Origin of the sequence: Streptomyces sp. NPDC058470, from assembly GCF_042721055.1 — a bacterium.
Classification (GTDB): Bacteria; Actinomycetota; Actinomycetes; order Streptomycetales; family Streptomycetaceae; genus Streptomyces.
On record NZ_JBHXMF010000015.1, the window covers coordinates 114794 to 128141 of the forward strand.

Consider the following 13348-nt stretch of genomic DNA (forward strand, 5'->3'; position numbering starts at 1 on the left):
CCGCCACCAGACGGCGGCTCCCGGAAGGAACTCCCGAAAAGTGAAGCTTCAGCGCATGAACCGGCAGGCCATCACCCTCGGTGCTCTCGCCGTCTCCGGCGCCCTGGCCCTCACGGCGTGCGGCTCGGACGACACCGGCACCAGCAGCGGCGCGAGCGCCACGACCGGCGCGGCCAGCTCGATCAAGTGTGACGACGCCAAGGGCCAGCTCCTGGCCGACGGCTCCTCCGCGCAGAAGAACGCGATCGACGCCTGGGTCAAGGAGTTCAGCACCGCCTGTGGCGTGCAGATCAACTACAAGGGCGGCGGCTCGGGCGCCGGCGTCACCGCGTTCACGCAGGGCACGGTCGCCTTCGCCGGCTCCGACTCCGCGCTGAAGCCCGAAGAGGTCACGGCCTCCAAGGCCGTCTGCACCGGCGGCCAGGCCATCGACCTCCCGATGGTCGGCGGCCCGATCGCGGTCGGTTACAACGTCCCGGGTGTCGACAAGCTGGTCCTGGACGCGGCCACCATCGCGAAGATCTTCGACAGCAAGATCACCAACTGGAACGACGCCGCGATCAAGGCGCTGAACCCCGACGCCACGCTGCCCGACCTCAAGATCCAGGCGTTCCACCGCTCGGACGAGTCCGGCACCACGGACAACTTCACCAAGTACCTGATCGCCGCGACGCCCGGCAACTGGAAGTACGACGGCGGCAAGGCCTGGCAGGCCAAGGGCGGCCAGTCCGCGAGCGGCTCCAGCGGTGTCGCCGCGCAGGTCAAGCAGACCTCCGGCGCCATCAGCTACATGGAGCTCTCGTACGCCAAGGACGGCATCAACGCCGCCTCCCTGGACACGGGTGCCGCCGCTCCCGTCGAGGCCACCGTCGACAACGCCACCAAGGCGATCGCCGACGCCAAGATCGTCGGCACGGGCTCGGACCTCGCGCTGCAGCTGAACTACACGACCAAGGCCGAGGGCGCGTACCCGATCACCCTGGTCACCTACGAGATCGTCTGCGACAAGGGCAACAAGGCCGACACGCTGCCCGCCACGAAGGCGTTCCTGACGTACATCGCCGGTGAGGACGGCCAGGCGCTCCTCCCCGCCGCCGGCTACGCGCCGATCCCGGCCGACATCATCTCCAAGGTCCGCACCACCATCGCGGGCCTGAGCTAGATCCCGACGGTGCGGTCCGGCCCCGACCCGGGGCCGGACCGCACCGCGTCCGGTGCACCGCCGCCAGGAGCCCCACATCTCGTGCGACTCCGCAGACCGGAGAATCCCGATGGATATATCGACCAAGAACACAGCAGCTCCTCCCCCGATCCCCGAGCCTTCCGACGCCGAGCAGAAGCGCACGAGCCGCGGCGCCACCCGACCCGGTGACCGAGTCTTCCTCGGTCTCTCCCGCGGCTCGGGCATTTTCCTGTTGGTGATCATGGCCGCCATCGCGGTCTTCCTCACCTATCGCGCCTCCCTCGCGATCAGCAAGGACGAGGGCAACTTCCTCACCACGTTCGAGTGGAACCCCACCGCCATCCCGCCGGACTTCGGCATCGCCGTCCTGGCCTTCGGCACGGTGGTCTCCTCGATCGTCGCCATGGTCATCGCGGTCCCGATCGCGGTCGCCATCGCGCTGTTCCTCACGCACTACGCCCCGCGCAGGCTCAGCGGCCCGATCTCGTACGTCATCGACCTGCTCGCCGCCGTGCCGTCCATCGTGTACGGCCTGTGGGGCGCCCTCATCCTCGTCCCGCACATGAACGGCCTCTTCGGCTGGCTCAACGACTACCTCGGCTGGACCGGCATCTTCGAGTGGCAGGGCGGCGCCCCGCGCTCGATGCTCACCGTCGGCATCCTGCTCGCGATCATGATCCTGCCGGTCGTCACGAACGTGAGCCGCGAGGTCTTCCGACAGTCCCCGCAGATGATCGAAGAAGCGGCACTCGCCCTCGGCGCCACCCGCTGGGAGGTCATCCGCATGTCGGTGCTGCCCTTCGGCCGCTCCGGCGTGATCTCCGCCTCGATGCTGGGCCTGGGCCGTGCGCTCGGCGAGACGATGGCCGTCGCCACGGTCCTCTCGCCGACCTTCACCATCCAGGCCAGCCTGCTCGACCCGGGCGGCGGCACCTTCGCCCAGAACATCGCCAGCAAGTTCGGCGAGGCGACGGAACAGGGCCGTGACGCGCTCATCGCCTCCGGTCTGGTCCTCTTCGTCATCACCCTGCTGGTCAACGGCGCGGCCCGCGCGATCATCGCCCGCCGCAAGGAGTACTCGGGGGCCAACGCATGAGCCAGACCCTGAATGTGAAGCGCCCCAGCACCCTGCAGGGCGCACGGCTGCCCAAGTGGAGCCCGTGGGCGATCGCCGCGGGCTCGGTCGCCCTGGGTATCGGTATCAGCGCCGCGGCCGGGCTGGACAGCAGCATCCAGTGGGGCCTGATGGCCGCGATCCTCTTCGTCCTCGGGACGTACGGCATCGCCGCGCGCGTCGAGGGCCGTCGGCAGGCCAAGGACCGGGTGGCGACCAGCCTGGTCTGGGTCGCGTTCCTCCTCGCCGTCGTGCCGCTGGTCTCCCTGGTCTGGACGACCCTCTCGCGCGGTGTGAAGGTCCTCGACGTCTACTTCCTGACCCACTCGATGGGAGTCGTCGCCGACACCGAGCCGGGCGGCGGCATCTACGCCGCGATCCTCGGCAGCCTGGAGCAGGTCGGCCTCGCCGCGCTGATGGCCGTGCCGATCGGTGTCCTGACCGCGATCTACCTCGTGGAGTACGGGCGCGGCAACCTCTCCCGGGCCATCACGTTCTTCGTCGACGTCATGACCGGCATCCCGTCGATCGTCGCCGGTCTGTTCATCCTGAGCCTGATGGTGCAGTTCAAGATGCAGCCCTTCGGCTTCGCCGGCTCGCTCGCCCTGGCGATCCTGATGATGCCGATCGTCGTCCGCTCCACCGAGGAGATGCTCAAGCTCGTACCGAACGAGCTGCGTGAGGCCTCCCTCGCGCTGGGTATCCCGAAGTGGCGCACCATCCTGAAGGTGGTTCTGCCCACTTCACTCGGCGGCATCACCACCGGCATCATGTTGTCGATCGCCCGTATCGCGGGCGAGACCGCACCGGTGCTGCTGCTGGTGTTCGGCAACCCCTTCATCAACTCGAACCCGTTCGAGGGGGCGCAGTCCTCGTTGCCGCTGTACATCTACCAGCAGTACGCGAACAGCGCGGGCTCGGGCGCGGCCTACGACCGTGCCTGGGCGGCGTCGCTCACCCTGATCGCCTTCATCATGATCCTCAACCTGGCGGCTCGCGGCATCGCCCGCTGGAAGGCGCCGAAGACAGGTCGCTGACGCGGCCACATCAGCGACTGACGTCTCCCCCTCGAAAGAAGCAGTGAGTGACATGGCCAAGCGAATCGACGTAAGCGGACTCACCGCTTACTACAGCGCCCACAAGGCGATCGAAGACATCTCCATGACGGTCGAGCCGCGCTCCGTGACGGCCTTCATCGGCCCTTCCGGCTGCGGCAAGTCGACCTTCCTGCGCACCCTCAACCGCATGCACGAGGTCACCGCCGGGGGGCGTGTGGAGGGCAAGGTGCTCCTTGACGACGAGGACCTGTACGGGCACGGCGTCGACCCCGTCGCCGTGCGCCGCACGATCGGCATGGTCTTCCAGCGCCCCAACCCCTTCCCCACCATGTCGATCTTCGACAACGTGGCGGCGGGCCTGAGGCTCAACGGCTCCTACAAGAAGTCCGAGCTCAGCGACGTCGTGGAGAAGTCCCTCAAGGGCGCGAACCTCTGGAACGAGGTCAAGGACCGCCTGAACAAGCCCGGCTCGGGCCTGTCCGGCGGTCAGCAGCAGCGTCTGTGCATCGCGCGGGCGATCGCGGTGGAGCCGCAGGTGCTCCTCATGGACGAGCCGTGCTCGGCCCTGGACCCGATCTCCACCCTCGCGATCGAGGACCTGATCGGCGAGCTGAAGGAGCGCTTCACGATCGTCATCGTGACGCACAACATGCAGCAGGCCGCCCGCGTCTCCGACCGCACCGCCTTCTTCAACCTGTCGGCGGTCGGCCAGCCCGGCCGGCTCATCGAGATAGACGACACGGAGCGCATCTTCTCCAACCCGTCGGTCCAGGCCACCGAGGACTACATCTCGGGCCGTTTCGGCTGAGCCGACGCCTCCCCTACCCCTCGCGGTGCTGCATGGCGGTGCCACCGCGAGGACGAGAAGGGCCCGCCCCTGGTTCCCAGGGGCGGGCCCGCTCACTTTCTCACCGTGTTCCTACCGCTGGGGATGCCCCTCCGCGTCCGTGCGGGCCAGACTGCGGGCTCTGCGCGCCGGCCCGCGCCAGCCGCAGGAGCAGCGGGCGTAGCAGAAACGGCCCTGTTCGACCGTTGTCGTGTGGTGTTCCTGAACCTGGGCGGTCTCTTCCTGCTGTGCCACATTGACAACGTTACCCATCGCGGTTGTACGGCACGCAGACGCGTGACAAGCACCCCTACCCGTCGTTAAGCGGAACGACGGGGAGGCCGAGAGCCCCGGGACGGACCGGCTGGGGGTCAGCAGGCGATGGTGGCGCACGTGATGGCGCGAGTGGCGGAGGACGGGCGGTCCGGCCGGTTGGCGACAGCGGCCGCGGCCGCGGCGACCGGACTCCTGGTCGGTGTCTGTGTCACCGGATGCACCGGCGGCGCCGGAGTCACCGAGGACGCCCGCGCCGACGCCGACCCCGTCGAGGTGGTCCACCGGGCCGCCGCCACCCTGCGGCGGGCGGGCAGCGCGCAGACCCGTACGTCCATGGAGATGGCCACCGGCGGAACGCGGGTCACCATCCGGGGCGAGGGCGTGTACGACTTCGAGCAGCAGCGGGGCCGGCTGAAGGTGCTGCTGCCGCAGGATCCCGCGGGTACCGACGAACACCGGCCCATCACCGAACTCCTCGCCCCGGGCGCCCTGTTCATGAAGAACCGCGGCGCCGGTGTCCCCGCCGACAAGTGGGTCCGCGTCGACACGGCCGGCCTCTCCGACGGGAACCTGGTGACCGGCGGCGCCACCGATCCGTACGCGGCGGCCGAGTTGCTGCGCGGAGCGCGGACGACGGCGTACGTCGGGAGGACCGAGATCGCCGGGACCCCGGTGCGGCACTACCGCGGTACGGCCGACCTCAATGCCGCCGCCATGAGCGCGTCGGAGGGCAACCGGGACGCGCTGAAGGCCGCGGCAAAAGGGTTCGCTACCGCGCAGGTGCCGTTCGACGCCTACCTCGACGACCAGGGACGCCTGCGCAAGGTCCGCCACCGCTTCAGTTTCGTCAACGACTCGCAGAAGGGCACCGTCGCCGTCGCCTCGACGACCTTGCTGTACGACTTCGGGGTCGCCGCCGACGTACAGCTCCCGGAGTCCGCGGACATCTACGCCGGGAAAATCGCGGAGTAGGCGGCGGCGTCCTGGGCAGGGGCGGGCGTAGCGGGAGTTGGGGGCCGGAAATGGCCCTTCCGTGCCATGCGCGGTGTGTAGGCCGCTACCTACTCTAGGAAGTCGGTGACGGCAGGAAGAGGTGATGTACGTGGCTCCGGTCGGCGGTACTGCAGTTCAGGACCACGTGGCCCTCGCCGAGATCGAGCTGTGCGGAGACCTGATCATCGCGGCCTCGGCCGCTCACGAGGACCGGCTCAGTCTTGAGAGCATCGACGAGGTACTGAAAGTGACCGAAGCGCGCGCCCATGAGCGTGAGCACCCACAGGCTCGGGCCATGAACCTGTAGCCCATTCCGGCCAGTGGGACGTGGCCCGGCTCCCGCCACGCAGTTCCCTTCCCCACCACCCCGCGTACGGGGATGTACGTCACGTACGCAGCAGTCGCCCGATCGCCTTCGTCGCTTCCTCGACCTTCGCGTCGATCTCGTCGCCGCCCTTGACGGCCGCGTCCGCGACGCAGTGGCGCAGGTGCTCCTCCAGGAGCTGGAGGGCGAAGGACTGCAGGGCCTTCGTGGAGGCGGAGACCTGGGTGAGTATGTCGATGCAGTAGACGTCCTCGTCGACCATCCGCTGCAGACCGCGGATCTGGCCCTCGATCCGGCGCAGGCGCTTGAGGTGCTCGTCCTTCTGATGGTGGTAGCCGTGGATACCCCGGTCGTGGTCGGTCACAACCTGCTGCGGGGGTTCGCCGGAGGGCGTCGCCCGGGGTTCGCCGGAGGGCGCCGTCGCGCCGGCCTCGGTGGTCGTCATCGCGTCCTCCTGATGATCCTGTCGGCGGTCCCGGATGGCCCGTGGGACACCTCGGGGGATATTCCGGAGGTCCCTGTCGAGATCCCGTCCGGTTCGCCGCATACATATACCCCTAGTAGGTATATGGTATCGAACTTTGCTGGGTATAGGGCCCTTGCCCGATCCCGGGACCGGACCCTGTGCTGATCACTGTGCCCGATGGGCGACACTGGGAGACGGCCCATTAGCCGTGGCCGGATGATGCGCCTAGCATCACCCTGACCGAAACCGAAGCACCCCGAGGACCCCACGTGCGCTTTCGTCTGACCCCCAGGGAGACGAGCTTCTACGACATGTTCTCCGCATCCGCGGACAACATCGTCACGGGCTCGAAACTCCTCATGGAACTGCTCGGGGCCGACGCCTCCGGCCGGACCGAGATCGCAGAGCGTATGCGGGCCGCGGAACACGCCGGTGACGACGCCACGCACGCGATCTTCCACCAGTTGAACTCCTCGTTCATCACGCCGTTCGACCGTGAGGACATCTACAACCTGGCCTCGTCCCTCGACGACATCATGGACTTCATGGAGGAGGCAGTCGACCTGGTCGTGCTGTATCAGGTCGAGGAGCTCCCCAAGGGTGTGGAGCAGCAGATCGAGGTGCTGGCCAGGGCGGCCGAGCTGACGGCGGAGGCCATGCCGAACCTCCGCACCATGGACAACCTCACCGAGTACTGGATCGAGGTCAACCGCCTGGAGAACCAGGCCGACCAGATCCACCGCAAGCTGCTCGCCCAGCTCTTCAACGGCAAGTACGAGGCCATGGACGTACTCAAGCTCAAGCAGATCGTGGACGTGCTGGAGGAAGCGGCCGACGCGTTCGAGCACGTGGCGAACACGGTGGAGACCATCGCCGTCAAGGAGTCCTGACCTCTTCATGGACACCTTCGCCCTGATCGTGACCATTGGCGTCGCGCTCGGATTCACCTACACGAACGGCTTCCACGACTCGGCGAACGCGATCGCGACCTCCGTGTCGACGCGGGCACTCACGCCGCGGGCGGCGCTCGCGATGGCCGCGGTGATGAACCTCGCCGGCGCGTTCCTCGGCAGCGGGGTCGCCAAGACGGTCAGCGAGGGCCTGATCCAGACCCCCGAGGGCTCGAAGGGCATGGGGATCCTCTTCGCCGCCCTCATCGGCGCGATCACCTGGAACCTGGTCACCTGGTACTTCGGGCTGCCGTCCTCCTCCTCCCACGCCCTGTTCGGCGGCATGGTGGGCGCGGCGCTCGCCGGCGGAACAACGGTCTACTGGCACGGCGTGCTGGAGAAGGTCGTGATCCCGATGTTCGTCTCCCCGGTCGTCGGCCTGGTCGTCGGCTACCTGGTGATGACCGCGATCATGTGGCTGTTCCGCCGCTCCAACCCCCACAAGACCAAGCGCGGATTCCGCATCGCACAGACCGTCTCCGCCGCCGGCATGGCCCTGGGCCACGGCCTCCAGGACGCCCAGAAGACCATGGGCATCGTGGTGATGGCCCTGGTCATCGCCGACGTCCAGGACGCGGGCGATCCGATCCCGGTCTGGGTGAAGATCGTCTGTGCCGTGATGCTGTCCCTCGGCACGTACGCCGGCGGCTGGCGCATCATGCGCACGCTGGGCCGCAAAATCATCGAACTCGACCCTCCCCAGGGCTTCGCCGCGGAGACAACCGGCGCGTCGATCATGTTCGCCTCGGCCTACCTCTTCAAGGCCCCCATCTCCACGACCCACGTCATCACCTCCGCCATCATGGGCGTCGGCGCCACCAAGCGCCTCAAAGCCGTCCGCTGGGGAATCGCCAAGAACATCATCCTGGGCTGGTTCATCACCATGCCGGCAGCGGCCCTGGTAGCGGCCGTGAGCTTCTGGGTTGTGAACCTGGCGTTCCTGTAGGGGCATCCCGTTCCTGTAGGGCATTCTTTCGCCCCCTCCGCCCCTACCCGTCCCTTGTTCCCGGGGCTCCGCCCCCGACCCCCCACGTCAAAACCCCGAGAGGCTGAAAACCATAAGCCCCACCCGCGTTCGACCCCGAGAAGGCACCAACCCCAAACGCCACCCACCCGTGGGGGCGGCACTTTCCAGCCCCGTCCGGATGCCTTCCATCCCGTCCGCCGTTCAAGGACCAGACACCCCATCCCCATCCCCCACCCACCCATGGGAGCGGCACCCTTCAACCCCGGCCGGGAAGGATCTTCCAGCCCGTCCGGCGTTTGAGGACGAGGCCGTTCAGGCCGACAGCGGGGGTCTGGGGGCGGCAGCCCTCAGATACGGGACGGGAAGGGGCGGAGGGGGCGAAAAACCCCACCCCCAGCCCCACCCAACCCGCAGACGCCCTGCAATTGGAACCCCCAACCCTGGGGACTCGTCTCCTCCCACGGAACCAACGGAGAGGCGCACATGCAACGGCGTACGTTCATAGGCGGGGCTGCCGCCACACTCGCGGCGGCAGCCACAACGGCGTGCAAGGGCAACGTCATGGGCAGCGACAGCACCGGCACTCCCAGCACCCCCCTCCGCACCACCGCAACCACCAGCACCAGCACCAGCACCAAGTCCGCCGCAAACTGGACCGCCCTCGCCACCGACCTGGACGGCACCCTGCTCCGCCCGGGCGACGCCACGTGGCCACCCGCCCACCAGCTCTACAACACCCGCTTCGACACCCTGAAGCCCACCGCAGTCGCGTACGTCGCCACCGCGGACGACATCCGCACCACCATGGCCTACGCCCGCACTCACGCCATCAAGATCTCGATCCGCAACGGCGGCCACTCATACGGAGGCTGGTCCTCCGGAAACGACCGCCTGGTCATCGACGTATCGAAGCTGAACCAGATCCGTGCGAGCGCCAACGAGGCCGTGGTGGGCGCCGGTTCCAAACTGATCGACGTCTACCGTGCCCTCGCCGCGAAGGGCGTCACGATCCCCGCCGGCTCCTGCCCCACCGTCGGCATCTCCGGCCTGACCCTGGGCGGCGGCCACGGCGTGGTCTCCCGCGCGTACGGCCTGACCTGCGACAGCCTCACGCAGGCAACGCTGATCATGGCCGACGGCAAGCAGCTCACCACGAACGCCACCGACCACAAGGACCTCTTCTGGGCCCTGCGCGGCGCCGGGAACGGCAACTTCGGCATCGTCACCGAGCTCCAGTACAAGACCCACCCCGCGCCCCAAGCCGTATCCGCCTACATGTCCTGGCCCTGGTCCAAGGCCGCCGCGGTGGTCAAGGCCTGGCAGGAGTGGGGCCCGGCCCAGCCGGACGAGATCTGGTCCTCGTGCCACCTCGCGAACGTGCCCGGCGGCACCCCCACGATCTCTATCGCGGCGTTCTCCCTCGGCACGTACGGCGAGCTCCAGAACGCCGTGGACCGCCTGGCCGACACGATCGGTGCCTCTGCGACCAGCGTCTCGCTGAAGCGCCGGTCCTACGAGGAATCGATGGAGGTGTACGCGGGCTGCTCGTCCTTCTCCACCGACGCCCAGTGTCACCTGCCGGGCTCGACCCCGGGCCGCTCCTCGCAGGGCGCGCTGGGCCGCGAGACGTACGCGGCACGCTCGGACTTCTTCGACCGTTCGCTGTCCTCGGCCGGTGTCCAGACCCTGCTGAACCAGCTCTCGACGGTCCGGGACGGCGCAGGCAGCATCGCCCTGACGGCACTCGGCGGCGCGATCAACCGGGTCTCCCCCACCTCCACGGCCTTCGTCCACCGCGGCTCGCGGATGCTCGCCCAGTACATCGTCTCCTGGAAGGCCGGCACGTCCGGCACGACCGCCCAGTCCTGGCTGTCCACCGCCCACAAGGCCATGTCCCCGTACGCCTCGGGGGCCGCCTACCAGAACTACGCGGACCCCACCCTCACCAACTGGCGCAAGGCGTACTACGGCGACGCGGCCCCGCGCCTGACCACCCTGAAAAGGCTGTACGACCCGAGCCGCGTCTTCACGTTCCCGCAGGCGCTCTGAGCGGGGGGTGCGCACGAGGAGCTACACGGTGAGGTGAGCCAAGCGGGAATCCACGCAGGAAGCCACGCGGGAATCTACGCAGCCAGATCCCGGTCCTCGGGCCGCTCCACCTGAGCCCCCGTGATCACCGCTTCTTCCCCCGTCAGGGCCGCTCCCCGCGCCCGGATCAGTCCTCCGACCCGCGCCGACCCCTCCACGGCCTTGGTCAACGGCGTCAGCAGGAGCATGGCGAGCGGGGACAGCAGCAGGGCGACCGCCGTGCCGAGGGCGAAGCCGCCGATCACGTCAGTCGGGTAGTGCACGCCCATGTAGACCCGGCAGAACCCCTCGACCAGCGCGAGCCCTATGCCGACCAGCCCGAACTTCCGGTGGGCGACGAAGAGTCCGACCGCCACCGCCGTGGTGAGTGTCGCGTGGTCGCTGACGAAGGAGTAGTCGGTCTTGCCGGACACCAGCACGTCCAGGTCCCGGTGGTCGACGAAGGGTCTGGGCCGCGCCACGAAACCCCGTATCGGCACGTTCACCAGCACCGCGATCGCGGCGGCCAGCGGCGCCCAGATCACCGCGGCCACGCTCGGTGCGGCATCCTCGCCGCCCCGCCGACGCACGGCCCACCAGCACCCGACCACCAGCAGAGCCATCGCGATCAACAGCCCGTACTCACCCACGAACTCGACCCCGCGGTCGAACCACCGCGGCGCGTCCTTGGCCAGGCCATTGATGTCGTAGAGCAAGTTGACGTCGGGGTTGGAACCGGATTCGGCGAGTCCAGCCATGGCGCTGTGGCCCCTTCGTCGTCTTTCCCGCGCGCGCAGCCTTTCGTGCGGCGCTCTGTCCCACCCCCGTGGTCGTAGATCCGCTCTACGAGAAAAGGAACGCACACTCCCCTGATATACGTTCCACCCTCCACCGAATGATCACTCAGACGTTATCGAAGAGAGACACATCGCCGCAGCTCAGAGGGCAGGTTCAGACCGTCGTGGGCAATGCTTTCGCGCCATCTTCGGTCACCCGGGTGGCTCCGAAGTAGTCGGGGGTGTCGACGGGGTCGAAGCGGATGACGGCACCCGTCCTGGGCGCGTCGATCATGTATCCGCCGCCCACGTAGATGCCCACGTGCCGGATGGCCCGGGAGTCGGTGAGGTCGTCCGAGAAGAACACCAGGTCCCCTGGCATCAGCTCGTCCCGCGAGGGGTGCGGCCCGGCGTTGTACTGGTCGTTGGCGACCCGCGGAAGCGTGACCCCGACACTCTCGTACGCGGCCTTCGTCAACCCTGAGCAGTCGAAGCGTCCACCCTGGTCAGCGGTACCGTTCCCGCCCCACAGGTAGGGCGTGCCGAGCTTCTCCTGGGCGTACGAGATGGCCGCCGCGGCCTGCTTGGAGGGGTCGACCCGGGTCACCGGCGCGGCGAAACTCGCCTGCAGCGTGGTGATCGTCTTCACGTAGTTCTGGGTCTCCTTGTACGGCGGTACGCCCCCGTACTTGATGACCGCGTACGCCCCCGCGTTGTAGGCGGCGAGCATGTTCTGCGTGGGGTCTCCCGGCGCGTCCTTCACGTACGAGGCGAGCTCGCAGTCGTACGAAGCGGCAGACGGAATCGCGTCATTCGGATCCCATACGTCGCGGTCACCGTCCCCGTCGCCGTCGATTCCGTGGGTCGACCAGGTTCCCGGGATGAATTGCGCTATCCCCTGCGCCGCCGCCGGGCTCTGGGCGGTCGGATTGAACCCGCTCTCCTGGTACAGCTGCGCGGCCAGCAGCGCCGGGTTGATGGCGCTGCACAGATTGCCCCACTTCTGCACGAGCGTCTGGTACGCGGCGGGCACGGCGCCCTTGGCGAGCGTGACCGCTCCTCCGCCGACCCCGCCCGCGAGGTTCCCCGCGACCAGGTAGACGCCGACGACGAGCACCATCACGAAGCTGACCCCGCCCCCGACGGCGGCGATCGCCACGACCCATGCCTTACGCACCGTCAACCGCCCCTCACCGCACAGGAGTCCGCCGAGGTCAGTGTAGAGGCGGGCACTGCGCGAAGTGATGATCACGCGCAAAGAGAGCCGCACCTGCCGGAGCCGGGGGTGGGACGACAAATCGACCGCGGCGGTCGCATTTCGCCATCAGTCGATTCTTACCTTTCGACTATCAACTTCTAACGGTAGTGATCTCTCACTTAATGAAAGACCCATTGTGGCAATTCGTGACGCCGTGTGATCATCAAGGCGTCGGGATGGCGCTCTCGGGATGCGCCTTCGCAAAGCAGATCCCCCCATCTCCCAACCCACGTCGCCGACTCACCGGCATTCCATACGCCCCTACTTGGCATGCCCAACAGCACGTCCGGCCCCCCACTGGCACACGATCTGTGTGGAGAACCATGCAAGGAAAACTGCGGGCCCCCCTCACCCTGCCCCCGCTGAGCTACCCATTCCCGTCAGAGATCAGCCCATACGCCAACGAGATCGACGCGCAGGCCATCGATTGGGCCAGCCAGATGAGCATCCTCGACTCCGCGATGACCGCGGAGTACGCAGGGCTGCGCGTCGGGCGCTTAGCAGGGCGGACCAGCCCGCGCAGCGAACCGGTCGGTCTCCAACTGCTCGCGGACTGGCAGTTGTGGCTCTTCGCCTTCGACGACGCCTTCTGCGACGAGTCCGCCACGGGCGAGGATCCCGAACTGCTCGCCAGGACCGTCGTGGACTACCTGCGCATCATCGAGGACCCCGGCCAAGAGCCCGACGCCGCCGACCCGTTCATGGGAGCACTGGCCGATCTCAGGGACCGCATCCTCGTCCACTCGGCACCCATGCAGTGGATGCGCTTCGTGCATTCGGTCACCGGCTACTTCCTCGCCCAGTGCTGGGAGGCCGCGAACCGAAGCCGGCAGACCGCTCCGACACTGGTGGAGTACGTCCACATGCGCCGCCACAGCGGCGCCGTCCCCACCTGCATGGCTCTCATCGACGTGGCGGGAGGGTTCGTTCTGCCGCAGGAGGACTTCGCGAACCCGCACGTGATGTCGTTGGGGCCGCCGGCCCCCAACAAACCCAGCGGGGGCCCCGACAACCACAGCGACACCCAAGGAGGGGGCCCCACCCCGGGCGGGGCCCAACACCCGCCCCCCCACACCCCGCCCGGAGCCC

At 68.1% G+C, this 13348-nt stretch carries 13 protein-coding genes and 1 pseudogene; 10 read left to right on the plus strand and 4 right to left on the minus strand.

Features of this window, described 5'->3' with window-relative positions:
- Nucleotides 1–40: 40 nt before the first annotated feature.
- The 4 genes from pstS to pstB all read left to right on the plus strand — a co-directional run bounded on the left by pstS (nt 41) and on the right by pstB (nt 4163).
- Complete coding sequence (pstS, locus tag ACFWP7_RS13815; protein WP_384380935.1) at nt 41–1162, plus strand: phosphate ABC transporter substrate-binding protein PstS; 1122 nt, start codon at nt 41–43, stop codon at nt 1160–1162.
- Nucleotides 1163–1271: 109 nt separating this feature from the next.
- On the plus strand, nt 1272–2279 hold the full coding sequence (pstC, locus tag ACFWP7_RS13820) for a phosphate ABC transporter permease subunit PstC (protein WP_384380938.1): 1008 nt from the start codon (nt 1272–1274) through the stop codon (nt 2277–2279).
- On the plus strand, nt 2276–3334 hold the full coding sequence (pstA, locus tag ACFWP7_RS13825; protein WP_384380941.1) for a phosphate ABC transporter permease PstA: 1059 nt from the start codon (nt 2276–2278) through the stop codon (nt 3332–3334). The genes pstC and pstA overlap by 4 nt, the downstream gene beginning before the upstream one ends.
- Nucleotides 3335–3386: 52 nt before the next feature.
- On the plus strand, nt 3387–4163 hold the full coding sequence (gene pstB, locus ACFWP7_RS13830) for a phosphate ABC transporter ATP-binding protein PstB (protein WP_384380944.1): 777 nt from the start codon (nt 3387–3389) through the stop codon (nt 4161–4163).
- Nucleotides 4164–4274: 111 nt separating this feature from the next.
- Here the strand turns inward: pstB and ACFWP7_RS13835 are convergent, their stop codons facing one another.
- Nucleotides 4275–4454 carry a hypothetical protein gene (locus ACFWP7_RS13835; RefSeq protein WP_384380947.1) on the minus strand — a complete coding sequence of 60 codons (180 nt, stop codon included), beginning with the start codon at nt 4452–4454 and terminating at the stop codon, nt 4275–4277.
- 123 nt (nt 4455–4577) lie between these two features.
- On the opposite strand from ACFWP7_RS13835, the gene ACFWP7_RS13840 reads away from it, so the two are divergent.
- Together ACFWP7_RS13840 and ACFWP7_RS13845 are read left to right on the plus strand one after the other, a co-directional pair.
- On the plus strand, nt 4578–5429 hold the full coding sequence (locus tag ACFWP7_RS13840; RefSeq protein ID WP_384380950.1) for a hypothetical protein: 852 nt from the start codon (nt 4578–4580) through the stop codon (nt 5427–5429).
- Between the two features lie 124 nt (nt 5430–5553).
- Nucleotides 5554–5757 carry a hypothetical protein gene (locus tag ACFWP7_RS13845; RefSeq protein ID WP_384380953.1) on the plus strand — a complete coding sequence of 68 codons (204 nt, stop codon included), beginning with the start codon at nt 5554–5556 and terminating at the stop codon, nt 5755–5757.
- Nucleotides 5758–5836: 79 nt separating this feature from the next.
- Here the strand turns inward: ACFWP7_RS13845 and ACFWP7_RS13850 are convergent, their stop codons facing one another.
- A complete protein-coding gene (locus ACFWP7_RS13850) occupies nt 5837–6220 on the minus strand; it encodes a metal-sensitive transcriptional regulator (protein WP_384380956.1) in 384 nt (127 codons plus the stop codon).
- A 290-nt stretch (nt 6221–6510) separates the two neighbouring features.
- Between ACFWP7_RS13850 and ACFWP7_RS13855 the strand changes: the two genes are divergently transcribed.
- The 3 genes from ACFWP7_RS13855 (at nt 6511) to ACFWP7_RS13865 (ending at nt 10207) form a co-directional block, all read left to right on the plus strand.
- Nucleotides 6511–7131, plus strand: a complete 621-nt coding sequence (locus ACFWP7_RS13855; RefSeq protein WP_384380959.1) for a DUF47 domain-containing protein — start codon at nt 6511–6513, stop codon at nt 7129–7131.
- A 7-nt stretch (nt 7132–7138) separates the two neighbouring features.
- Nucleotides 7139–8137 carry an anion permease gene (locus ACFWP7_RS13860; protein ID WP_384380962.1) on the plus strand — a complete coding sequence of 333 codons (999 nt, stop codon included), beginning with the start codon at nt 7139–7141 and terminating at the stop codon, nt 8135–8137.
- A gap of 504 nt (nt 8138–8641) precedes the next feature.
- A complete protein-coding gene (locus ACFWP7_RS13865) occupies nt 8642–10207 on the plus strand; it encodes an FAD-binding oxidoreductase (protein ID WP_384380965.1) in 1566 nt (521 codons plus the stop codon).
- A gap of 74 nt (nt 10208–10281) precedes the next feature.
- On the opposite strand, the gene ACFWP7_RS13870 is transcribed toward ACFWP7_RS13865, so the two are convergent.
- The gene (locus ACFWP7_RS13870) at nt 10282–10983 is read right to left on the minus strand and encodes a phosphatase PAP2 family protein (protein WP_384380968.1); all 702 of its coding nucleotides are present in this window, start codon (nt 10981–10983) and stop codon (nt 10282–10284) included.
- 193 nt (nt 10984–11176) lie between these two features.
- Nucleotides 11177–12184: an NlpC/P60 family protein gene (locus ACFWP7_RS13875; RefSeq protein WP_384381025.1), complete on the minus strand. Its 1008-nt coding sequence runs from the start codon at nt 12182–12184 to the stop codon at nt 11177–11179.
- Nucleotides 12185–12582: 398 nt separating this feature from the next.
- Between ACFWP7_RS13875 and ACFWP7_RS13880 the strand changes: the two are divergent.
- Nucleotides 12583–13348: pseudogene (locus ACFWP7_RS13880) on the plus strand (hypothetical protein); the annotation flags it as partial.